At 75.6% G+C, this 22373-nt stretch carries 20 protein-coding genes; 15 read left to right on the top strand and 5 right to left on the bottom strand.

From position 1 onward, the window contains the following. Positions 1-6 precede the first annotated feature (6 nt). The gene (locus ACI8AX_RS02955) at positions 7-579 is read left to right on the top strand and encodes a 1,2-dihydroxy-3-keto-5-methylthiopentene dioxygenase (protein WP_456548302.1); all 573 of its coding nucleotides are present in this window, start codon (positions 7-9) and stop codon (positions 577-579) included. A 27-nt stretch (positions 580-606) separates the two neighbouring features. Here the strand turns inward: ACI8AX_RS02955 and ACI8AX_RS02950 are convergent, their stop codons facing one another. Next, complete coding sequence (locus ACI8AX_RS02950) at positions 607-1812, bottom strand: acyl-CoA dehydrogenase family protein (RefSeq protein ID WP_456548301.1); 1206 nt, start codon at positions 1810-1812, stop codon at positions 607-609. Between the two features lie 258 nt (positions 1813-2070). Here ACI8AX_RS02950 and ACI8AX_RS02945 point away from each other — a divergent pair, with 258 nt between their 5' ends. The 5 genes from ACI8AX_RS02945 (at position 2071) to ACI8AX_RS02925 (ending at position 7240) form a co-directional block, all read left to right on the top strand. Continuing rightward, entirely contained in the window at positions 2071-4476 is a 2406-nt protein-coding gene (locus tag ACI8AX_RS02945; RefSeq protein WP_456548300.1) for a chemotaxis protein CheW, read from the top strand. 1 nt (position 4477) lies between these two features. Further along, positions 4478-4930, top strand: a complete 453-nt coding sequence (locus ACI8AX_RS02940) for a chemotaxis protein CheW (RefSeq protein ID WP_456548299.1) — start codon at positions 4478-4480, stop codon at positions 4928-4930. 225 nt (positions 4931-5155) lie between these two features. After that, positions 5156-6040 (top strand): hypothetical protein, encoded by an 885-nt coding sequence (locus tag ACI8AX_RS02935; protein WP_456548298.1) that lies wholly within the window; start codon positions 5156-5158, stop codon positions 6038-6040. A 32-nt stretch (positions 6041-6072) separates the two neighbouring features. Beyond that, positions 6073-6465: a VOC family protein gene (locus ACI8AX_RS02930; RefSeq protein ID WP_456548297.1), complete on the top strand. Its 393-nt coding sequence runs from the start codon at positions 6073-6075 to the stop codon at positions 6463-6465. A 232-nt stretch (positions 6466-6697) separates the two neighbouring features. Then, on the top strand, positions 6698-7240 hold the full coding sequence (locus ACI8AX_RS02925) for a hypothetical protein (RefSeq protein ID WP_456548296.1): 543 nt from the start codon (positions 6698-6700) through the stop codon (positions 7238-7240). Between the two features lie 6 nt (positions 7241-7246). Here the strand turns inward: ACI8AX_RS02925 and ACI8AX_RS02920 are convergent, their stop codons facing one another. Next, a complete protein-coding gene (locus tag ACI8AX_RS02920) occupies positions 7247-7900 on the bottom strand; it encodes a class I SAM-dependent DNA methyltransferase (protein ID WP_456548295.1) in 654 nt (217 codons plus the stop codon). A gap of 349 nt (positions 7901-8249) precedes the next feature. Here ACI8AX_RS02920 and ACI8AX_RS02915 point away from each other — a divergent pair, with 349 nt between their 5' ends. From ACI8AX_RS02915 to ACI8AX_RS02890, 6 genes are read left to right on the top strand one after another with little or no spacing between them, the layout of a single operon-like run. Then, positions 8250-9377, top strand: coding sequence for a protein-glutamate methylesterase/protein-glutamine glutaminase (locus tag ACI8AX_RS02915; RefSeq protein WP_456548294.1), 1128 nt, complete (start codon positions 8250-8252; stop codon positions 9375-9377). Further along, entirely contained in the window at positions 9374-10198 is an 825-nt protein-coding gene (locus tag ACI8AX_RS02910; protein WP_456548293.1) for a CheR family methyltransferase, read from the top strand. The genes ACI8AX_RS02915 and ACI8AX_RS02910 overlap by 4 nt, the downstream gene beginning before the upstream one ends. 1 nt (position 10199) lies before the next feature. Beyond that, positions 10200-10583 carry a response regulator gene (locus ACI8AX_RS02905; RefSeq protein ID WP_456548292.1) on the top strand — a complete coding sequence of 128 codons (384 nt, stop codon included), beginning with the start codon at positions 10200-10202 and terminating at the stop codon, positions 10581-10583. After that, complete coding sequence (locus ACI8AX_RS02900; protein WP_456548291.1) at positions 10580-11056, top strand: chemotaxis protein CheX; 477 nt, start codon at positions 10580-10582, stop codon at positions 11054-11056. The genes ACI8AX_RS02905 and ACI8AX_RS02900 overlap by 4 nt, the downstream gene beginning before the upstream one ends. Positions 11057-11083: 27 nt before the next feature. Further along, positions 11084-11446 (top strand): response regulator, encoded by a 363-nt coding sequence (locus ACI8AX_RS02895; protein WP_456548290.1) that lies wholly within the window; start codon positions 11084-11086, stop codon positions 11444-11446. Next, positions 11443-11934 carry a hypothetical protein gene (locus ACI8AX_RS02890; protein WP_456548289.1) on the top strand — a complete coding sequence of 164 codons (492 nt, stop codon included), beginning with the start codon at positions 11443-11445 and terminating at the stop codon, positions 11932-11934. The genes ACI8AX_RS02895 and ACI8AX_RS02890 overlap by 4 nt, the downstream gene beginning before the upstream one ends. Positions 11935-12332: 398 nt before the next feature. On the opposite strand, the gene ACI8AX_RS02885 is transcribed toward ACI8AX_RS02890, so the two are convergent. Further along, entirely contained in the window at positions 12333-12791 is a 459-nt protein-coding gene (locus ACI8AX_RS02885) for an ATP-binding protein (RefSeq protein WP_456548288.1), read from the bottom strand. A gap of 142 nt (positions 12792-12933) precedes the next feature. Here ACI8AX_RS02885 and ACI8AX_RS02880 point away from each other — a divergent pair, with 142 nt between their 5' ends. Next, positions 12934-14655, top strand: coding sequence for a SpoIIE family protein phosphatase (locus ACI8AX_RS02880; protein ID WP_456548287.1), 1722 nt, complete (start codon positions 12934-12936; stop codon positions 14653-14655). Between the two features lie 4 nt (positions 14656-14659). On the opposite strand, the gene ACI8AX_RS02875 is transcribed toward ACI8AX_RS02880, so the two are convergent. Continuing rightward, a complete protein-coding gene (locus tag ACI8AX_RS02875) occupies positions 14660-15412 on the bottom strand; it encodes a ZIP family metal transporter (protein WP_456548286.1) in 753 nt (250 codons plus the stop codon). A 51-nt stretch (positions 15413-15463) separates the two neighbouring features. Further along, a complete protein-coding gene (locus ACI8AX_RS02870) occupies positions 15464-16651 on the bottom strand; it encodes an ATP-binding protein (protein ID WP_456548285.1) in 1188 nt (395 codons plus the stop codon). 190 nt (positions 16652-16841) lie between these two features. Between ACI8AX_RS02870 and ACI8AX_RS02865 the strand changes: the two genes are divergently transcribed. Together ACI8AX_RS02865 and ACI8AX_RS02860 are read left to right on the top strand one after the other, a co-directional pair. Further along, complete coding sequence (locus tag ACI8AX_RS02865) at positions 16842-17210, top strand: phage holin family protein (RefSeq protein ID WP_456548284.1); 369 nt, start codon at positions 16842-16844, stop codon at positions 17208-17210. 109 nt (positions 17211-17319) lie between these two features. Beyond that, positions 17320-22254, top strand: coding sequence for an NAD-glutamate dehydrogenase (locus ACI8AX_RS02860; RefSeq protein ID WP_456548283.1), 4935 nt, complete (start codon positions 17320-17322; stop codon positions 22252-22254). The last annotated feature ends 119 nt before the right edge of the window (positions 22255-22373 follow it).

Below are 22373 nucleotides of genomic sequence, written 5' to 3'. Positions count from 1 at the left end.
TGCGACGTGACCCTGCTGACCGTGTGGCGAGACGACGCCCCCGCGACCCCCGAGCTCCGCACCGAGGACGCCGCGGAGATCACCGCCGTCCTCAAGGGCATCGGTGTCCGGTTCGAGCAGTGGCCGGTGCAGGAGCTCCCGGAGCGCCCGACGCAGGACGACGTCCTGTCCGCGTACCGCGAGCGCATCGACGGCGTGACCCGGTCGGAGGGCTACGTGCTCGTCGACGTCGTGCAGATGCACCCCAGCGACGACCCGTCCTGGCCGGAGACCGTGGCCGCCAGCCGCGCCAAGTTCCTCGACGAGCACACCCACGACGACGACGAGGACCGGTTCTTCGCCACCGGCTCGGGCGTCTTCTACCTGCACCTCGACGGGAAGGTGCACGCCGTCCTGTGCGAGGCCGGTGACCTGCTCTCGGTGCCCGGCGGCACGACGCACTGGTTCGACATGGGCACCAGCCCCGACTACGTGTCGGTGCGGTTCTTCCACGACGACGACGGCTGGATCGGCGACTTCACCGGCAGCGACGTCTCGCGGTCCTTCCCCACGTACGACGAGATCGTCGCCGCCCGCTGAGCCGGGGGTCCGGCCCCGCGCCGGACCTCAGCTGTAGGCGCTGGGCACCGGCGCGGTGCCGCTCAGCAGCCAGTCGCCGACCTCGACGGCCTTGTGCGCCACCGGGTCGTGCAGCGTCAGCGTGCGGGCGTCGCGCCAGTAGCGGTCCAGGCCGGTGCCGGTCTTCGTGGCCCGCGCGCCGGTCAGCTCGAACACGGTGCTCGCCACCTCCAGCACCGCCTCGGTGGTCACCACCTTCGCCGAGGCCAGCCCGACGGCGACCTCGGCCCGCTCCTGCGCGGTGAGGTCCCAGCCGCGTCCGGCCGCCCGGGTCAGCGCCGCGCACGCCCGGTCGGTGAGCGCCGCGGCCGCCTGCACCCGCGCCGACAGCTCCCCGTAGCGCTGCCGCACCAGCGGGTCCTGCACGGCCTCGTCGACCCCGGCCGTGGCCCAGGCCCGTGACCGGGTGCGGGTGTAGTCGGCGCCGGCGGCCAGCGCGCCCTCGGCGATGCCGACGTGCAGCTGGTCGAGCATCGCCTGGAAGGCCAGCACGTGCAGGGTCGCGTAGGCCGGGGCGCCGGGGGTGGCCTGCTCGTTGGGCCCGAGGACGTCGTCGGCGGCGACGAACGCGTCGGTGAAGGTCACCGATCCCGACGCCGACCGGCGCTGGCCGAGCGCGTCCCAGTCCCGGCCGTGCCGGACGCCGTCCTGGTGGGCGTCGACGGCCAGCGACAGCTTCTCGCCGGTGTCGGTGCGGGTGCCGCTGGCGTTGATCCGGTCGGCCACCTCCGCGCCGGTGGCGAAGTGCTTGGTGCCGTTCAGCAGGTAGCCGCCCTCGACCGGGGTGAGCTCCAGGCCGGCGTCGCGCGGGTTGCCCGCCCCGCCCCAGAACCAGCCGGCGGCGGCGCCCTCGGCGTCGAGCCGGGCCACGGCGTCGGCGTTGCGGTTGAGCCGGATCCGCCACGAGTGCAGGTAGTGGTAGCCGAGCAGCTGGCCGATGGAGGGGTCGACGGCGGTCACCGTGCGCACGACCGCGTAGGCGGTGTCCCACCCGGCGCCGGTGCCGCCGCGCTCGGCGGGGAGCAGGAGGGGCAGCAGACCCGACCCGCGCAGCAGCGCGGTCTCGGGCTCGGGGGTGCCGCCCGCGGCGTCCCGGGCGACGACGTCGGCGGCCAGCCGCTCGGCGACCGACCGGGCGGCCGCGAGGGCCTCCCCGGGGGGCACGACGGGGCTGTCCACGTTCTCCCTGCTCATGTGCCGGAGTCTCGCACCGGCCGGACCGGCGGCCGCCGGGCGGGCGGGGCATCGCCTTGTCGACCGCCGCGGGACGGTCGCCGGTCTTTCTCGCCGGACGGGTCCCGACACGCCTCGCGGATGCCGATGACGACGGCGGACGGCTCCTAGCTTCTGGGGCCCGAGGGCCGGCGACTCGCCTTGAGTCGCGAGCCCGGCCGCCGAGAGAACTCCCGGGCCCCCGCGTGGGCCGGACGCGCACGACAGAGAGAAGGCACCGTGGACGGTCTGGACGACATCGTCGAGGAGTTCCTCGTCGAGAGCCACGAGAACCTCGACCAGCTCGACACCGACCTGGTCGCGCTCGAGCAGGAGCCGAACTCCCGGGAGCGGCTGTCGAGCATCTTCCGCACGATCCACACCATCAAGGGGACCAGCGGCTTCCTGGCGTTCAACCGCCTGGAGGAGGTCACCCACGTCGGCGAGAACATGCTCTCCCGGCTGCGCGACGGCGCCCTGGAGCTGACCCCGGCCCGCACCAGCGTGCTGCTGCGCATGGTCGACACGGTCCGGTCGCTGCTGGCCTCCATCGAGGCCACCGGCGGGGAGGGCACCGTCGACGTCTCCGCCGTCGTCGCCGACATCAGCGCCGCCATGGAGGACCGCCCGGCCGAGGAGGCGCCCGCCGCCGAGGCGCCCGTCCAGGCCCCTGCTGCGGAGGTCCCCGTCGTCGAGGTCCCCGTCGTCGAGGCCCCTGCCGTCGTCGCCCCCGTCGTCGAGGCGCCCGTCGCGGAGGTCCCGGCTGCCGACGCGCCCGCCGCCGAGGCCCCGGAGCCCGCTCCCGCGCCCCGGGTCCCGCAGCCCGCCCCGGTCGCCGAGGTGCCCGCGACCCCCGCCGTCCCCGCGCCGCGGCCGGCCCCGGCGGCCGAGGCCGCCGAGCCCGAGCACGCCCCCGCCGCCGACGGCGGCGCGCGCCGCGCCGTCGCCGACAGCACCATCCGGGTGGACGTCGACCTGCTCGACGAGCTCATGCTGCTGGTCGGCGAGCTGGTGCTGACCCGCAACCAGATCGTCCAGTACGTGGGCCGCTCCAACGACACCGACCTGGTCCGCGCCTCGCAGCGGCTGAACCTCATCGCCAGCGAGCTGCAGGAGGGCGTCATGAAGACGCGCATGCAGCCGATCGACCACATCTGGTCGAAGCTGCCGCGCGTCGTGCGCGACCTCGGCATCCAGTGCGGCAAGACCGTCCGCCTGGAGATGGAGGGCAAGGACACCGAGCTCGACAAGACGCTGCTCGAGGCGGTCAAGGACCCGCTGACCCACCTGGTCCGCAACTCCGTCGACCACGGCATCGAGTCGCCCGACCGGCGCCGCGCCGCCGGCAAGCCGGCCGAGGGCGTGCTCACCCTGCGCGCGAAGCACGAGAGCGGGCAGGTCGTGGTCGAGGTCGCCGACGACGGCGCCGGCATCGACCCGGCGAAGATCGGCGCCAAGGCCGTCGAGAAGGGCCTGGTCACCGACGCCCAGCTGGCGCGGATGAGCCCGTCGGACGTGCTGCAGCTCATCTTCGCGCCCGGCTTCTCCACCGCCGCCGCCGTCACCAACGTCTCCGGCCGGGGCGTCGGCATGGACGTCGTCAAGACCAACATCGAGTCCATCGGCGGCACCATCGAGGTCGAGTCGGTCGCCGGCACCGGCACCGTCTGCCGGCTGCGCATCCCGCTGACCCTGGCGATCGTCCCGGCGCTGACCGTCGAGTGCGCCGGTGACCGCTACGCCATCCCGCAGATCAGCCTGCAGGAGCTCGTGAGCCTGGACGCCGAGAAGGCCGCCAACGCCGTCGAGGAGGTCGGCGGGGCGCCGGTCTACCGGCTGCGCGGCGAGCTGCTGCCGCTCGTGCGGCTCACCGACGTCCTCGGCCTCACCTCCGACCGGCACGACGGTCACGTGGTCATCGCCGTGCTGCGGTCGGAGGGCCGGCGCTTCGGGCTGGTCGTGGACCGGGTCATCAACACCGAGGAGATCGTCGTCAAGGCCGTCGGCGGCCAGCTCAAGGCGATCGGCCTCTACTCCGGCGCCACCGTGCTCGGCGACGGGACCGTCGCGCTGATCCTGGACGTGCAGGCGCTCGCCCGGCGGGCCCTGCGCACCGAGAGCGCCGAGCGGCAGGAGGCCCGCGTGGCCGCCGCCGTCGCCGCGGCCGACAGCGAGTCGCAGCGGCAGCGGATGCTGCTGGCCGCCATCGGCGGGGGCCGGCGGGTCGCCATCCCGCTCGACACCGTCACCCGGCTCGAGCAGGTGCGCACGGAGAACGTCGAGCGGGTGGGCAACCGCGAGGTCGTGCAGTACCGCGGCGCGATCCTCCCGATCGTCCGGCTCGACCGGCACCTGGGCGCCTACGGCGAGGCCGACCGCGAGGTCCTCGAGGTCATCGTCTACAGCGACCACGGCCGCAGCGTGGCCATCGTGGTCGAGGAGATCCTCGACATCGTCGACGGCGAGGCCGCCGTCCGCAGCGACATCGACGACATGGGCCTGCTCGGGTCCGCCGTCCTCGGCGACAAGGTCACCGAGCTGCTCGACGTCCGCGCGGCCATCCTGGCCGCCGACCCGGCCTTCTACAGCGCCGGCTCCGACCTCGACACGCCCGCGGGCGTCCGCTCGTCCCTGATGGAGGTCTGACGTGACTGCCGCGACCGAGACCGCTGCCCCCGCCATCGGCGGGCAGCTGGCCACCTTCTGGCTGGACGGCGACCTGTACGGCGTCGAGGTGGCGCACGTGCAGGAGGTGCTGCGCAGCCAGAGCCTGACCCGGGTGCCGCTGGCCCCGGCCGCCGTCGCCGGCCTGATCAACCTGCGCGGCCAGGTGGTCACCGCCATCGAGCTGCGCGAGCGGCTCGGCCGGCCGCCGCGGCCGGAGGACACCGACGCGGTCGTCATCGTGGTGCGGCTGCACGGCGAGGCGGTCAGCCTGCTGGTCGACGCCATCGCCGACGTCGTCGACGTCGACCCCGCCGACTTCGAGGCCCCGCCGGACACGCTCGACGGGACGGCGCGCGACCTGATCCGCGGCGCGTTCAAGCTCGACGGGCAGCTGCTGCTCGCGCTCGACGTCCACAAGGCCGTCAGCGCCTGAGCCCCGGACGCCGTCCGCGCGGCCCCTGCACCTAGCCGGTGCGGGGGCCGCGGTGCGTCCGGGGCCAGTACGCTCACTGTCGGTGAGCGCTCGATGACACGTCTGGCGTGGACACGCAAGCGCGAGCGCGCCGGTCTCCAACCGACGGGTGACCCGCACGTGGCGCTCGCCGCCGATCGCGGTCACAGTGGTCGAGCCCGTGTCCCGGCTCCTGGAGGCGCTGTCATGCCCTATTCGCTGGTCAGTGCCGCCACGCTCGGGTTCGACCTGGTCCGCCTGCCGCTCGGCCGGCAGGTGGCCGAGGTCCTGCTCACCGGGCTCACCGCGGACGCCGCCACGCTCGAGGGCATCGCCGCCGCCCACCCGTCGGCCGGCCGCGACCGCGACGAGCGCGCCGTCCTCGCCGTCCGCGCGCGCCGGGCCCGCGAGCTCGCCGCCGGCGTGCCGCACCTACGGTCGGCCGGCACCAGCGACCGCGCCGCGGTGCTGGTCGACCAGCTCGAGCGCGGGATGATCGGCGACGCCGCGGCCGTGGAGCGGGTGCTGCGGGACGACGTCCTCGGCCCCGAGCACCCCGCCGTCGCCGACCTGGACGACGACGTCCGGGCCGCGGCCGCGGACGTCCTGGGCGACGCGGTGATCGGCTCCTTCGCCTCCGACGTGCTGCCGCCGCTGGTGCGCCGGCAGCTCACCGGTCCGCTCGCGCTGGCCACGGCCACCGGCCTCGTGGCGCCGGCCGAGCCCGACCTGGGGCCGGCCGCGGTCGAGGTGCGCGCCTTCCTCGCCGCCCTGGGCGACCAGGACGACGCCACGCGCGCCCGCTGGCGCCGGGCGGTCGACGAGGGCCGCTTCGAGCGCCGCCCCTGGGCGCGGGCGATGCACGAGGCCGCCTGGGCCGCGCACGTGTCGGGCCGGATCCGGGTGCTGGCCGCCGCGCAGCTGCTCGGGGTGCAGGCGTTCGTCGACGGCGGCTTCGACGGCCGCGACGGCGCGCAGGGCGTGTGGAACGCCGTCGCCGGCGTCGTCCAGGCGCTGACCATGGGGGACCTGCTCGACACGACCGCGCTGTCGGTGCTGCTGGCTCCGTGGGAGCGGGTCACCACCGCCTGACCGCCGCCCGACCCGGCGCTACCGTCGCCGGCGTGGACGAGGCCGAGCCGGGCGACGTGCGCTTCGTCGGGGTGTCGCTGGACTGCGCCGACCCCGGCGAGCTGGCGGACTTCTACGTGCGGCTGCTGGGCGGTCGCGTGCTGTGGCGGCGCGAGAGCAGCGTCGGGGTGAGGGTGCCCGGCGTGCTGCTGGTCCCGCAGCGGGTCGAGGGGTACCGGCCGCCGGTGTGGCCCGGCGCCTCCGTCGTCCACCTGGACCTGACCGCCGGCGAGGCGCTCGACGAGCCGGTGCAGCGGGCGCTGACCCTCGGCGCCCGGCTGGCCGATCCGCAGCCCGACCCCCGCTGGCGGGTGCTGCTCGACCCCGCCGGCCACCCGTTCTGCATCACGCCGTTCGCGCCGCCGCCGGAGCTGCTCGCCGGCTGAGCGCCGTGCCACGGGCACTGCGCGCCGTCGACCCGTCCCGGCCGCAGACCGGTCACCCACCGCAGACTGCCCGTGGGCCCGAGCGGTCCGCACGCGTCCGCTCCCGTGCCGGAACCGCAGGTCGGTGCGGGAAACGACACCAGATGTTCACGGAACTCCCCTCCAGACGGCGGCCCGGCGGGCCGATGTCCCGGTGTCAGGTGAAACAGCCCGCCGACACCGAGGACCGACCGTGCCCCCCGCCCGATCCCGCCGACATCGCGCCCGCCGGCTGGCCGCCACCGCGGCCGTCGGCGCCGCCCTCGCCCTGGCCCCCGGCGCCGCCGCCGCGGCCCCGAACCGGTCCGGGCCCCCGGACGTCGTCCCCCTGGTCGACTGCGTCACCGAGCACGCCGACGGCAGCTGGACGGCGGTCTTCGGCTACGACAACCGCACCGGGTCGGTCGTCGAGATCCCGGTCGGGCCGGCCAACCAGGTGACCCCGCCCTCGTCCGGGCAGCCCCAGCCGACCACCTTCCGCGCCGGGGTCGTCCACGGCGCCTTCCGGGTCACGGTCGAGCGCGGCGGCGGGCCGATGTGGCACCTGGGCCGCGACGACCTCGCCGCGCGCAAGGCCGACACCGCCTGCCCGCCGACGGTCCAGCTGCCCGCCGACGGCAACGGCACCGGCGTCCTCTTCGGGGCCGCGGCCGCGACGATCGCGGGCGCCGTCCTGCTCCACCGTCACCGCGAGCGGGGCGACCGGACCCCGGCGCCGGGATCCCGCTCGGCGTAGCGGGGGTCAGCGCGGCCGGCGTGCCGCCAGCAGCACCTGGGGGAGCCCCACCACATCGGTGGGCAGCCGCAGCTCGGCCACCGGCTCCAGCCCGGCCCCGGCCAGCAGGTCGGCGAGCTGCTCGGGCCGCCACAGGAACGTCGTCCACGCCACGGGCACACCCCCGTAGGCCTCCGTGCGGACGATCTCGCCGTCGCCCACGTGGGTGCCCAGGAGCAGCTGCCCGCCCGGGACGAGCGCCCGTGCCAGCGAGGCGAGGACGCCGGGGAGCACCGCGCGGGGCAGGTCGAACAGCGACCACCAGCCCAGCACGCCGCCCAGCGACGCGTCGGGCGGGCGCAGCTCCGTGGCCGAGCCGACCTCGAAGCGGAGGCCCGGGTGCAGCCGCCGGGCCTGCCCGACCATCCGTGGGGACAGGTCCACGCCCGACGCGTCGACGCCGAGGGCGGCCAGCGCCGCGGTCACGTGCCCGGGGCCGCAGCCGACGTCGAGCACCGGTCCGCGGCCCCGGACCTCCTCGGCGAACGCGGCCAGCGCGGCCCGCAGCCACGGGCGGCCGGTCAGCTCGCCCGCGCCCGTCGCCACGTACGCGTCGGCCACGCGGTCGTAGGAGTCGCGGACCACGTCGAGGTCGGCGGGTGGAGCCACGTCGTCCGGCACCCGGCGACCGTAGGGCGACGGGGTGACGTGACCGACGCGGCGACCCGGCCGGCGACCGCGCCTGCACGGGGAAACCGCAGGTCGCCGTGGCTCCGGTCGGCGTCCACCCGGGTCGACATGTGGCCGAGGAGCCATCCCCGGGACCGGTCACCGCCACATGCGTAACGAGTGCGCGGCAGCGCTTCAGCCGGCGGCTGGGACGGCCGACAACTCCTGTGTCGGGTGGTGCACCTGAGACATCCGTACCGACCGGGACCCGTTGCGCGCGGCCGAACTCAAGGCCTCGTCACTGGTGCCGATACACCGAGCAACAGCCCCTGTCGGCTGTCCGGCAGGAGCAGGAGGACGGATGAACCCGATCCGGGTACTCGTGGTCGACGACTCCGTCGTCGTCCGCAAGATCGTGACCGACGTGCTCTCCCAGGACCCGGGGATCGAGGTCGTCGGCACCGCCGTCAACGGCAAGATCGCCCTGGGCAAGGTCGAGCAGCTGAAGCCCGACCTGGTCACGATGGACATCGAGATGCCGGAGATGAACGGCATCCAGGCCGTCCGCGGCATCCGCGCGACCCGCAACCGCGTGCCGATCATCATGTTCAGCACGCTGACCGAGCGCGGTGCCTCCGCCACCCTCGACGCGCTGTCCGCCGGCGCCAACGACTACGTCACCAAGCCGGCCAACGTCGGCAGCGTCGCGCAGTCGATGGAGAGCGTCCGCGAGCAGCTGATCCCCAAGATCAAGGCGCTCCTCGGCCGGCCGGTCACCCCCGGCCCGGCCCGGCCGGCGGCCGCCCCGCTGCCGGCGCCCCGCCCCGCCGCACCCCGCACCGCCCCGGCCGAGCGGCCCGAGATCCTCGTGATCGGCTCCTCCACCGGCGGCCCCGAGGCCCTGACCAGGGTCCTGCCCGCGCTGCCGGCCTCCCTGCCGGTCCCGGTGCTCCTCGTCCAGCACATGCCGCCGGTCTTCACCCGCCAGTTCGCCCAGCGGCTGGACCGCCTCTGCGCGCTGCGCGTCGTCGAGGCCGTCGACGGCACGCCGCTGGCCCCCGGCACCGTGCACCTGGCGCCCGGTGACCACCACCTGACCATCCGCCGCACGCCCCGCGGCGACACCACGATGCTCAGCCAGGGCCCGCCGGAGAACTTCTGCCGGCCCGCGGTCGACCCGCTCTTCCGCTCGGCGGTGGACGCCCACCGCGGCGCCGTGCTCGCCGTCGTCCTCACCGGCATGGGCTCCGACGGCCGGCTGGGTGCCGCCCGCATCCGCGAGGCCGGCGGCTCGGTCGTCGTCCAGGACCAGGCCACCTCGGTCGTCTGGGGCATGCCCGGCGCCGTCGCCTCGGCCGGCCTCGCCGACGAGGTCCTCCCGCTCGACCGGATCGCGGAGACGATCCTGCGTCGTCTCACCGGCCCGGCCGGTGGCCTGTCCACCGCCTCCGGCCGCACGTCGGTGCTGACCACCGGAGGAGTCCGATGACGCTCACCGCCACCAGCTTCGACTGGGTCCGCCAGGTCGTGCACCGCGAGAGCGCGATCGTGCTCCAGCCGGGCAAGGAGTACCTCGTCGAGGCCCGCCTCCTGCCCATCGCCCGGCAGATGGGCCTGGCCGACGTCGGCCAGCTCGTCGACAACGTGCGCAGCCGCCCCAGCCCCGAGCACACCCGCAGGATCGTCGAGGCGCTCACCACCAACGAGACGTCGTGGTTCCGGGACGGCGACCCGTTCTCCGCCCTGACGACGACGGTGCTGCCGGCGCTGCAGGCCGCGCGCTCGCCGCACGAGCGGTTGCAGATCTGGTCGGCCGCCTGCTCCAGCGGTCAGGAGCCGTACACGATCGCGATGCTGCTCGAGGACGCCATGCCCGGTGCCGGCACCCGCGTCTCCATCACGGCCACCGACATCTCCCGGGAGATGGTCGAGCGCACCCGCGCCGGCCGGTTCAGCCAGCTCGAGGTCAACCGCGGCCTGCCCGCCCCGATGCTGGTCCGCCACTTCACGCGGGCCGGCACCGAGTGGGAGGTCAACGCCTCGCTGCGCCGGATGGTCACGGCCAGCGAGTGCAACCTCGCCGCCCCGCTGCCGCGGATGGGCCCCTTCGACGTGGTCTACCTGCGCAACGTCCTCATCTACTTCGACCTGTCGACCAAGCAGGCGATCCTCCGCCGGGTCCGCTCGCTCATGCGGCCGGACGGGTGGCTCTTCCTCGGTGCCGCCGAGACCACCCTCGGCGTCGACGACTCCTGGGAGCGGGTCGTGCTCGGCCGCAGCTCCGCCTACCGCCCGCTGAAGGGGGCCTGACGTGCGTGCTCTGGTGATCGACGACTCACGCGCCATGCGGCGCATCGTGAGCGGGACCCTCACCGGGTTCGGCTACGAGACCCGTGAGGCCGGCCACGGCCAGGAGGCGCTCGACGTGCTCCTCGAGGGCTGGGTGCCCGACCTGTGCACGATCGACTGGAACATGCCGGTGATGGACGGGCTGCAGTTCGTCTCCGCCGTCCGCAGCAACCCGGCCTGGCGCGCGGTGACGCTGATGATGGTCACCTCCGAGAGCGAGCACGGCCAGATCGTGCGCGCGCTGGCCGCCGGCGCCCACGAGTACGTGATCAAGCCCTTCACCGCCGACGCGCTCGCCGACAAGCTCGCGCTGCTCGGCCTGCTCCCGCAGGAGGTCACCCTGTGAACGCCACCCTGGTCACCTCGCTGCTCGACGAGGCCACGGTCACCGAGATCGCCGAGCAGGCGTGGTCGGCCCTCGTGGGCGAGGACGAGTTCCTCGCCCCGCTGCCCGCCCCGCTCCCGGCGCAGACGCTGAGCTCGTGGGTGACGATCACCGGCCCGTGGAACGGCGTCGTCGTCGTCACCTGCGGCACCGGCACCGCCGACGAGCTCACCCGCGCCCTGCTGCGCGAGCACGCCCCGGCCGAGCTCGAGGCCGAGGACGTCGAGGACGCCCTCGGCGAGATCGCCAACGTGGTGGGCGGCAACGTCAAGGCCGTCCTCCCCGGCCCCTCGGTCCTGGGCCTGCCCCAGACCGGGGCCACCCCACCCGTCGCCGGCTCGCCGGAGGACACCTGCCGCGTCGAGGTCCTGTGGCGCGGCCAGCCCCTGACCATCACCGCCCAGGGCTCGGTCGAGCCCGCCACCCAGTACTGACAGCACGACACGGAACGGAGCGCCACTGTGAAGATCCTGATCGCCGACGACAGCCGTGTCATGCGGCAGATCGTCATCCGGACCCTGCGCCAGGCCGGCTACGACGGCCACGACATCGTCGAGGCCGAGGACGGCCGCGACGCCTACGACAAGGTCCAGTCGGAGAGCCCCGACCTGGTCCTGTCCGACTGGAACATGCCGAACATGACCGGGCTCGAGTGCCTGCAGGCGCTGCGCTCCTCGGGCTCGAGCGTGCCCTTCGGCTTCGTCACCTCGGAGGGCTCGGAGGAGATGCGGGGCAAGGCCGCCGACGCCGGCGCGCTGTTCCTCATCGCCAAGCCGTTCAACGAGGAGACGTTCACCGAGGCCCTGGCCGGGGTGATCGCGTGACCACGCCCCTCGCCGTCGTCCTGCCCACCAACAAGGACGTCAAGGACATGCTGTCCGGCCTGGTGGGCAAGCCCGTGACCGTCGCCCCCGGCGCCCCGGTCACCCCGACCGAGCGCTCGCCGGTGTCGGTCGCGGTCTACGTCGACCCGCAGCTGAACACCAACGCGCTGTGCGTCATGGACCTCGCGCTGTCGGCCTACAGCGGCGGTGCGCTGGCCATGCTGCCCCCCGGCGGCTGCCAGGACGCCGTCGAGGAGGACGGCGAGCTGACGTCGATGCTGACCGAGGCGCTGCACGAGGTCGTCAACGTCCTCTCGGCGCTGTTCAACGTGCCGGGCGCGCCGCACTCCAAGCTGTACAAGCTGTACGCCCCGGGCGACGACCTCCCGGGCGACATCGCCGGCAGCCTCGCCGCCTTCAACCGGCTCGACCTCTCGGTCGACATCCCCGGCTACGGCAAGGGGGCCATGTCGCTGGTCATCCCGTGACACCGTCGTCCTCCGGACGACGTCGCGGCCGGGTGCCGTACCCCCAGGGGCGTTGAGCCCCGCCTGCCGTCCCTGCGCGGAGCCCTCCGGGCCCCACCCGGGCCGGCACGAGAACCACCTCGCGCAGCCGGGCGACCCCCGGCGTGAGGAGCTGCCCCGGGGCGGCGCAGGGCCCACCGTGCCCCGCCGCCCCGGGCGCGACCACGTCGTCGTCCTACCGGACGACACCGCGGCCAGGTGCCGTACCCCAGGGGCGCCGAGCCCCACCCGCCGTCCCTGCGCGGAGCCCTCCGGGCCCCACTCGGGCCGGTGACCACCGCGGCCAGGTGCCGTACCCCAACGGCGCCGAGCCCCACCCGCCGTCCGAGCAGGTGGCAGCGGGCGTCGCAGGCGCACGACTACGAGTACGCCGGCTCGCGGTCCTCGATCGTCGTGGGCAGGCAGGCCCACACGTGCTTGCAGACGTCGTCGACGTACCAGCCGTGCGCGACCGACAGCCGGGCCACGAGGTAGAGCCCGAGCCCGCCCTGGGCCGGGTCGCGGTCGACGGCCGGCGCGGGCATGGTGTCGCGGGCCCGGTCGCTGATGTCGAGGATCCAGCCACCGCTGCCGGCGATCACCGTGGCCACCACGGGGCGGTCGCCGTGCCGCAGCGCGTTGGACGCCAGCTCGTCGAAGGCCAGGATCATCCGGTCGGCCACCGGGTCGTCGGGGTCGCGAGGGAACCCGACCTCGTCCAGACGAGCTCGGAGAGCTGCCCGGACCGCCGGCAGCTCGGCGAGCGACCCGAGGTCCCAGCGCCACATCTCGCCCCGGCCGTCCGGCAGCGGCCGCAGTGGCCACGCCAGTCGACTCATGATCTCGCCCCCGTCAGCATCCGGTTCTGGGATGCCTCCGGGGTTCCCAGTGCCGCCGCGGCTCAACCGTGTGATCCCCGTCGGGGTGGTCTGCGGACCGGGGTGACCCGCCCGCGGGCACCCATGGGGCAGAGTGATCACCGTGACCGAGGACCGGGCGTTCCAGCCGCGCGACCTGCTGGCGCAGGCCGTCGAGGGCATGGAACGCCCGCTGCTCGTCATCGACGAGGACTGGCGGTTCAGCTACGTCAACCCCGCCGGGGCCGCGGTGCTCGGGCGCAGCGTCGGGGGCCTGGTCGGCCGGGGCGTCTGGGACGAGTTCCCCGAGGCCGTCGGCGGGCCGTTCGACGAGCTCTACACCGCCGTCCGCAAGACGGGGGAGCCCGGGCGGACGGTCGCCTGGTTCGAGCCGCTGGGCAAGTGGTTCCAGGTCGACGCCTTCCTCACCGACGCGGGCCTGGTGGTCACCTACGACGACGTCACCGACCGGCAGCGCACCGAGGAGGAGCGCGCCGCCGCCGTCGCCGCCCGCGAGGAGGCCGCCCAGCGCGCCGCGGACGCCGCCCTGCGCGCCGCCGAGGCCGCCGCGACCGCCGAGCTGGCCGGCCGGCACCTGATGCTGCTCGGCGACATCAGCCAGGCCATGACCTCCACGTTCGACACCGACGAGGCGGTGAGCCGCTTCGCCCGCCTCGTCGTCCCGCTGCTGGCCGACTGGTGCCTGGTGAGCGTGGTCGACCCCGACGGCACCCGCCGGGACGTCGGCCGCGCGCACCGCGACCCGGCCATGGTCGAGGCGATGCACCGCTACGCCGACGCGCGGGTGGGGAGCAACCTGCCCACGGCGCCGGTGCCGACGGCGCTGCGCAGCGGCCAGCCGGTCGTGATCCCGCAGCTGACCAGCGCGCACATCGAGCAGATGGTGGCCAACGAGGCCGCCCGGGACGCGCTCGCGCCGCTGCAGCCCTCCGCCGTCGCGACCTTCCCGCTGCTGGCCCGCGGTGAGCAGTTCGGTGCCCTGACGCTGGTCAACGGCGTGGACCGGGGCCCGCACACCGACGTCGAGCTGCGCACCGCCGAGGTGGCCTCCCGGCGGGCCGCCCTCGCCCTGGACAACGCCCGCCTCGCGGCCGCCAACCAGCAGGTCGCCGAGCGGCTGCAGCTGTCCCTGCTCTCGCCGCCGGTGCAGCAGCCGCACCTGGAGACCGCCGTCCGCTACCGGGCCGCCACCCGGGGGGTCTCGATCGGCGGCGACTGGTACGACAGCTTCCTGCAGCCCGACGGCGACATGGTCGTCGTCATCGGGGACGTGATGGGCCACGACATCGAGGCCGCGGCCGCGATGGGCCAGGTCAAGACGCTGGTCCGCGGCATCGCCTTCGACCGGCTGGAGGAGCCGGCGGGCGTGCTGCGGCGGGTGGACCACGCGCTGGTCGGCCTCGCCGTCCCCACCATGGCGACCGCGCTGGTCTGCCGGGTCGAGCACGACGGCGCCGGTGGCCGCACGCTGCGGTGGTCGTCGGCCGGGCACCCCGAGCCGATGCTGCTCACCGCCGACGGCCGGGTCACCGACCTCACGGCGCCGATCGGCCCGCCGCTGGGCATCGGCTGGCGGGGGCCGCGGGCCGACGGCGCGGCCGACCTGCCCGATGACGCCACCGTGCTGCTGTTCACCGACGGCCTCTTCGAGCGCCGCGGTATCCCGCTGGACGACGGCCGCGACCAGGTGCGCCGGCTGCTCGCCCAGTTCGGCGACCGGCCGCTGGAGGACCTCTGCGACCGGCTGCTGGCCGTGATGCTCGCCGACGGCGCCGAGGACGACGTCGCCGTCCTGGCCCTGCGGACCCGCGCCGCCGCCCGCTGACCCCTCAGCCGGCGCGCTCGATGGCGAAGGCCACGAGGAAGCCCACGGTGGTGATCAGGCCGGTCCAGGTGCGCGTGGTCTCGAACGCCTCGGGGATCATCGTGTCGGCGATCATGGTCAGGATCGCCCCGGCCGCGACGGCGGTGATGACGGCGACCAGCTCCGGCGAGGCGTCGCCCAGGGCCAGGTAGCCCACCAGCGCCGCCAGCCCGCTGAGCACCGCGATGCCGCCCCAGATGCCGAAGACGTAGCCGGCCGAGCGCCCGCTGCGCTTCATGCCGGCCGCGCTCGACAGCCCCTCGGGCACGTTGGAGATGAAGACCGCGGCGAGCACCGAGACGCTCACCCCGCCACCGCTGAGCAGGCCCAGCCCGAGGACGACGCTCTCCGGCACCCCGTCCAGCAGCGCCCCGACCGCGATGGCGGCGCCGCTGCCCGCCTGCTCGTCCTCCGACGGCTGCTGGTCCCCCGAGCGCTTCCGGTGCCGGGCGCCACGGCGGGCCAGCAGGGCGTTGGCGCCCAGGTAGGCCACGGCGCCGCCCAGGAACCCGGTCGCCGTGGGCCCGAGCCCCCCGGTGTCGGCGGCCTCCGCCACCAGGTCGAAGGCGACCGCGGAGATCAGCACCCCGGAGCCGAAGGCCATCACCGAGGCGATGACACCCCGGGGCACCCGCACGAACCAGGCGACCAGCGCGCCCAGCACGAGCGCCGCCCCGCCCAGCAGTCCCCACAGCCCCGCTTCCACCCACTCCGGCACGGGGGGCCCTCTGCCCCCGCGCCGCTGCGCCGAACCCTGCCGCGGGGTGGCTCAGTCCGGGTGGCTGAGCAGGTAGCGGCCGAAGTGCGGCACGGTGAAGGCGATCTGGCCGCGCTCGGCGGAGTAGACCAGCCCCTTCTTGATCAGCGCGTCGCGCGCGGGGGAGAGCGACGCCGGCTTGCGGCCGAGGGAGACCGCCACCTCGGAGGTGGCCACGGCGTTGCCCTGCGGCCCGCCGAGCTCGGCCATCGCGTGCATGTACTCCCGCTCGGCCGGGGTCGCGCGGTCGTAGCGGGAGCCGAAGAAGCCGACGGCGAGCTCGGCCTCGGCCACGGGGGCGGCCATCGCGACGTCGGCGGCGGTGATCGGGGTGCCGGCGGCGACGTCCCAGGTGACCTTCCCGTAGGCCTGCACGAAGTACGGGTAGCCGTCGGCGGCGGCGTAGAGCGCGTCGAGGGCCTCCGGCTCGAAGGAGACGTCCTCCCGCTCGGCCGGCGCCAGCAGGGCGCGGTCGGCGGCGGCGCGGTCGAGCCGGTCGATGCGCAGGTACCGGAACAGCCGCTCGGAGTAGCTCTTGGAGGCGCTGAGGACGGCCGGCAGGTGGGGGAGGCCCGCACCGACCACGATGAGCGGGGCGCCCTGCTGCGAGAGCTCGTGGCAGGCGGCGCAGATGGCCGAGACGTCGGGGGTCTGCACGTCCTGCATCTCGTCGATGAACAGGGCGATGCCCTTGCCCACGTCGGCGGCGAGCCCGGCGGCGTCGCTGAGCAGCTCGACCAGGTCGATCTCCATGTCCCCGGAGTCGGCCCGCCCGCTCGCCGCGGGGACGTCGATGCCCGGCTGCCAGCGGTCGCGCAGCTTGGCGTCGGCGCCGACGGCGCGCTGGGCGAAGGCCTTCACGGTGGCCAGGACGGCGTCCATCGACTCCTGGTCGGGGTGGCGCAGCTCGCGCAGCGCCATGTGCAGCGCGGAGGACACCGGCCGGCGCAGCGACTGGTCCGGCCGGGCCTCGATCTTGCCGGTGCCCCAGCCGCGGCCGATCGCGGCCGAGCGCAGCTGGTTGAGCAGCACGGTCTTGCCGACGCCGCGCAGCCCGGTGAGCACCAGGGAGCGCTCCGGCCGGCCCCGCGCGATCCGCTCGAGGACGACGTCGAAGGCCGACAGCTCGTCGTCCCGGCCGGCCAGCTCGGGCGGGCGCTGACCGGCGCCGGGGGCGTAGGGGTTCCGGACGGGGTCCACGTCGAGCACCGTATGGCGGTCTCTAGCCCCGGCCGTAGACATCCGTAGAACGGCGTAGCGCGTGTCGCGCGGGGCCGGCGGGGAGCGAGGGTATCGAGGGGCGTCTGCAGCCGTCTAGGGCAGGCACTAGACCGCCGTAGAGGGCGCTACCTCCCGGCGGCCGGCGGGTGCCGCCGCTAGCGTCGCCGTCGTGATCAAGTTCGCGCTCAAGGTCGTGCTCATGGCCGGCGTCTTCTACGGCGTCGCCTACCTGCTCGACGGGGTCGAGGTGCTGCCCAACCCCGACGGTCCGCTGGGCGAGTTCGGCACCTGGCTGTGGATCGCGCTGATCTTCGCGGTGGTGAACGCGGTGGTCGGGCCGGTCCTGCGGCTGATCGGGCTGCCGTTCGTGATCCTGACCCTCGGGCTGTTCCTGCTCGTCATCAACGCCGCGCTGCTCGGCCTGACCGCGGCGCTCACCGACCGGCTGACGGTCGACGGCTTCGGCAGCGCCCTGCTCGGCGGCCTGCTGCTGGCCGTCGGTGGCTGGCTGGCCGACCAGGTCCTCGACCGCGACTAGGAGGACCACCCCTCCTCCCACGCTCGTCGGCCCGGCGCGGGCCCGGGAGGCCGGCCGGCCGCGCATGTCCGCCGGGCCGGGGGTGCCCGCCGGGACTAGCGTCGGGCGCATGGCCCGCACCACCGGCAGCGTCGCCGAGGCCGACCGTCCCGACCCAGAGCAGCCGCTCGCCGACCCGGAGCTGGCCGCCCTCGAGGCCGCCCGCGCCGCGAAGCGCCGGCTGCTGCTGGAGGCCGCCGAGCAGGCGCCGCAGCCGGGCGGGCTGCCCGCCGGCTGCACGACGGCCGACCTGCCGGGGCTGTTCCGCCGCTACTACTGGAGCGAGCCGGCGGCGGAGGTGCTCCGGCAGCACCCGGCCGAGCTCGCCGCCCTCGCCCTGGACCACCTGCGCACGGCCGCCGTCCGGCCGCGCGGCTCGGCGACCGTGGAGGTCACCCGGCGCGACGGCGCCGACCGCAGCCGCTCGGTGGTCTTCGTCGTCACCGACGACATGCCCTACCTCGTCGACTCGGTCACCGCCGAGGTCGTGCGGCAGGGCTTCCGGCTCGAGCACGTCGTTCACCCGGTGCTGGTCGTGCGGCGGGACGTGACGGGCCGGATCGGCGCCTTCTGCGACAGCGCCGACCCCGCCGAGTGCGGGCCCGACGCGCTGTCGGAGTCCTGGATGGCCGTCGTCCTCGACGGGCCGCTGGACGACGAGGCCCGCGACGACCTGGTGGGCGGCCTGCGCACGGTGCTGGCCGACGTCCGCGCGGTCGACGAGGACGCCGACCGGATGCGTGCCCGCGCGCTGGCGCTGGCCGAGCGGCTGGACGCGCTGCCCCCGGTGGAGGACGGCGACCCGGCCTCCGACCCGGCCGAGGTCGCCGCCCTGCTGCGCTGGCTGACCGACGGCCACTTCGTCTTCCTCGGTGCGCGCGACGTCGACCTGCCCACCGGTCGCGCGCGCACCGTCCGCGCGGTGCCGGGCAGCGGCCTGGGGATGCTCCGCAGCGACCCGGCGGGCGGGTCCGCGCCGCCCGAGGCCCGGACCGTCGACGGCGACGCCCTGCGCGCAGGGAGCCTGCTCACCGTGCACAAGGCCGACGTCCGGGCCACCGTGCACCGCCGCGCCTGGCTGGACCTCGTCACGGTCACGCTGCCCGACGCCGACGGGGTGCCGCACCAGCACCGGCTGACCGGCCTGTTCTCCACCGCGGCCTACGCCAGCAGCGTGCGCGACGTGCCCGTGGTGCGCCGGCGGGTGGCCCAGGTGGTGGCGCGCGCCGGCGTCCCCGTCGACAGCCACACCGGCAAGGAGCTCGTCGACCTCCTGGAGACCCACCCCCGCGACGAGCTGTTCCAGGTCGACGCCGACGAGCTGCTGCCGGTCGCGCTCGGCGTGCTGCAGCTGCAGGAGCGCCGGCAGACCCGGCTCTTCCTGCGCCGGGACCCGCAGGGCCGGTACTGGTCGGCGCTGGTCTACCTGCCCCGCGACCGCTACACGACCGAGGTCCGCACCCGCATGCAGCAGCTCCTGCTGGAGCGGCTGGGCGGCACCGGGATCGAGTACACCGCCCGGGTCACCGAGTCGGTGCTGGCCCGGCTGCACTTCGTCGTCCGGCCGCCGGTCAGCAAGGGCGGCCGGCCCACGCTGCCCGACGTCGACGTGCCGGCGCTGCAGGCCGACCTCGCCGCCGCCGCCCGCAGCTGGGCCGACGAGCTCACCGACGCCCTGCGCGCCCGCTCCGGCGCGGAGGAGGCCGAGCGGCTGCTCGCGCGGGTGGCCGACGCCTTCCCGGCCGCCTACCAGGAGGACTTCGACGCGACGACCGCCGTCGACGACCTCGCCCGCCTCGACGCGCTGGCGCCCGGCGACCTGGGCCTGCGGCTGCGCCGCCCGCGGGAGGGCGGGGAGGCGCGGCTGTCGGTCTACCGGGTGGGGGAGCGGCTGCTGCTGTCCGACGTGCTGCCGGTGCTGCAGCACATGGGCGTCGACGTCATCGACGAGCGGCCCTACGAGATCGACCGGATCGGCGCACCGCTCGCCTGGATCTACGACTTCGGGCTGTCGGCGCCCACCGGCGAGCTGCCGTTCGCCGGCAGCCTGCCGGAGCGGTTCACCGACGCGGTGCTGGCGGTCTGGCGCGGTGACGCCGAGGACGACGGCCTCGGCGCGCTGGTGCTGCTGGCCGGGCTCAACTGGCGGCAGGTGACCGTCGTCCGCGCCTACGTGCAGTGGCTGCGCCAGGCCGGCCTGCCGTTCGGACAGGGCTACGTCGAGACCACGCTCGCCGCGCACCCCGACGTGGTCGCCCGGCTGGTCGCGCTGTTCGAGACGCGCTTCTCCCCCGAGCGCGCGGCCGGCCGCGCCGAGCGGCAGGAGGCGCTGGCCGACTCGCTGCGCCGCGCCATCGGCGAGGTCGAGTCGCTGGACGCCGACCGGGTGCTCACCGCGCTGCTCGCCGCCGTCCTCGCCACCCAGCGGACGACGTACTTCTCGGGCGGACCGCTGGCCCTCAAGCTGCACCCGGCCGAGGTGCCCGACGTGCCGCAGCCGCGCCCCGAGCGCGAGGTCTGGGTGAGCTCGCCGCGGGTGATGGGCGTGCACCTGCGGTTCGGCGCCGTCGCCCGCGGCGGGCTGCGCTGGTCGGACCGGCACGAGGACCTGCGCACCGAGGTGCTCGGCCTGGTCAAGGCGCAGATGGTGAAGAACACCGTGATCGTGCCGACCGGCGCCAAGGGCGGCTTCGTGGTGCGCCGTCCCCCCGCGGGTGGCGACCGGGACGCCCAGCTCGCCGAGGGCCAGGCCTGCTACCGGCTGTTCATCGGCGCGCTGCTGTCCCTCACCGACAACCGGGCGACCGAGGACGGGGTGGCCCCCGGCGCCGTCGTCCCGCCCGAGCGGGTCGTCCGGCACGACGGCGACGACAGCTACCTCGTCGTCGCCGCCGACAAGGGGACGGCGACCTTCTCCGACCTGGCCAACGAGGTCGCCCTCGAGCGCGGGTTCTGGCTGGGCGACGCCTTCGCCTCCGGCGGCTCGGTCGGCTACGACCACAAGGCCATGGGCATCACCGCCCGCGGCGCCTGGGAGTCGGTGACCCGGCACTTCCGCGAGCTCGGCGTGGACGTGCAGACCCAGGAGTTCACCGTCGTGGGCGTCGGGGACATGTCCGGCGACGTCTTCGGCAACGGGATGCTGCTGTCCGAGCACATCCGCCTGGTGGCCGCCTTCGACCACCGGCACGTGTTCGTCGACCCCACGCCGGACGCCGCGGCGTCCTTCGCCGAGCGCCGCCGGCTGTTCGAGCTGCCCCGCTCCTCCTGGGCCGACTACGACCCGTCGCTGATCAGCGCAGGCGGCGGCGTGTGGCCGCGGACGGCGAAGGCGGTGCCGGTCAGCGAGCCGATGCGCGCCGCGCTGGGTCTGCCGGCCGACGTCGACGCGCTGTCGCCGGTGGAGCTCGTCCGCGCCGTCCTCCTCGCCCCGGTCGACCTGCTGTTCAACGGCGGGATCGGCACCTACGTGAAGGCCTCCACCGAGAGCCACCTCGACGTCGGCGACAAGGCCAACGACGCCGTGCGGGTCGACGGCTCCGAGCTGCGGGTGCGCGTGGTGGGGGAGGGCGGCAACCTCGGTCTCACGCAGCGCGGGCGGGTGGAGTACGCCCTGGCCGGCGGGCGGGTGAACACCGACGCGATCGACAACTCCGCGGGCGTGGACACCTCCGACCACGAGGTCAACATCAAGATCGCGCTCACCGGGGTGGTCGGCTCCGGGCGGCTGGACGCCGAGGGCCGGGCGGCGCTGCTCCAGGAGATGACCGACGAGGTCGCCGTCGCCGTCCTCGCCGACAACCACGCCCAGAACGCGGCCCTGGCCGTGGAGGTCGCGTCCGCCCGCAGCCTCCTCGACGCCGGCCAGCGGTTCATCCGGGCCCTGGAGCGCTCGGGCCGGCTGGTGCGGGCGGTGGAGGCGCTGCCCGACGACCGGACGCTGGGCGAGCGCCGCCGCGACGGGCAGGCGCTCACCGGGCCCGAGCTCTCGGTGCTGCTCGCCTACGCCAAGCTCGAGGCGGGCGACGCCGTCCTGCAGTCCGCGCTGCCCGACGACCCGGCGCTGGCGCCGCTGCTGACCGCGTACTTCCCCACGGCGCTGCGCGAGCGGTTCCCCGACGCGGTGGCCGGCCACCCGCTGCGCCGGGAGATCGTCGCCACGGCCCTGACCAACCGGGCGGTCAACACCGCGGGCGTGACGGGCCTGTTCCGGCTGGCCGAGGAGACCGGGGTGGGGCTCGCGGGCGTCGTCCGGGCGCACGCGGTGGCCCGCGCGGTGTTCGGCGTCGACCACCTGTGGGACGCCCCGCGGTCCCTGGACAACCGGGTGCCGGCGGCCACCCAGGGCGGGCTCCGCACGGAGGCCACCCGGCTGGCCGAGCGGGCCACCCGCTGGCTGCTGCGGCTGCCCGAGCTGGCCGGCGACCGGCCGGCACCGATCGGCGAGGTGGTCGCGCGCTTCGCCGCCCCGGTGGCCGCCGTGCGCGCCGGGCTGCCGGGCTGGCTGCTGGGCACCGAGGCCGCCGCGTACGCCGAGCGGTCGGAGCGGCTGCGCGCGGCCGGGGTGCCGGCGGAGCTCGCCGCCGAGGCCGCGGTCGCCCCGCTGGTCCCGGCGGCGCTGGACCTCGCCGTCGTCGTCGAGCGGACCGGCGCCCCCATCGAGCTGGCCGGCCGGGTGATGCAGTGCCTTGCCGAGCGGCTGGGGCTGGTGCCGCTGCGCGAGCTGGTCACCGCCCTGCCGCGCGACCGCCGGTGGCCCTCGCTGGCCCGCGCGACCCTGCGCGACGACCTGTCCGCCGAGCAGGCCGCGCTCACCGCCGAGGTGGTCGCCGGCGCCCCGGCCGGTGCCGACGCCACGCGACTGGTCACCGCCTGGGCCGAGGGCTGGGACGCCGGCCAGCGCCGCGCCGCCGCGCAGCTCGCCGACCTCGCCGCGGGCGACCGGCAGGAGCTGGCCGAGCTGCTCGTCGCCGTCCGCACCCTGCGCGGCCTGCGCCGCCGCTGACCCCCTGCGCCCCTGCCGGCGATCCCCCGCGCCGGCGATCATGGGCGGGTTGCCGTCCGCGGCGGCGCGTCCGCGCGTGTCGGCGGCGACCTGCCCATGATCGCCGCCGGACGGGGGCG

This window comes from Blastococcus sp. SYSU D00813 (genome assembly GCF_054050735.1).
This window is presented reverse-complemented; position numbering and strand designations above follow the sequence as displayed.

Excerpts from the sequence above, each read along its gene's own strand:
- ACI8AX_RS02950 (WP_456548301.1), bottom strand. The coding sequence starts at position 1,812 with ATGAGCAGGGAGAACGTGGACAGCCCCGTCGTGCCCCCCGGGGAGGCC.
- ACI8AX_RS02935 (WP_456548298.1), top strand. The coding sequence starts at position 5,156 with ATGCCCTATTCGCTGGTCAGTGCCGCCACGCTCGGGTTCGACCTGGTC.
- ACI8AX_RS02915 (WP_456548294.1), top strand. The coding sequence starts at position 8,250 with ATGAACCCGATCCGGGTACTCGTGGTCGACGACTCCGTCGTCGTCCGC.
- ACI8AX_RS02910 (WP_456548293.1), top strand. The coding sequence starts at position 9,374 with ATGACGCTCACCGCCACCAGCTTCGACTGGGTCCGCCAGGTCGTGCAC.
- ACI8AX_RS02885 (WP_456548288.1), bottom strand. The coding sequence starts at position 12,791 with ATGAGTCGACTGGCGTGGCCACTGCGGCCGCTGCCGGACGGCCGGGGC.
- ACI8AX_RS02860 (WP_456548283.1), top strand. The coding sequence starts at position 17,320 with ATGGCCCGCACCACCGGCAGCGTCGCCGAGGCCGACCGTCCCGACCCA.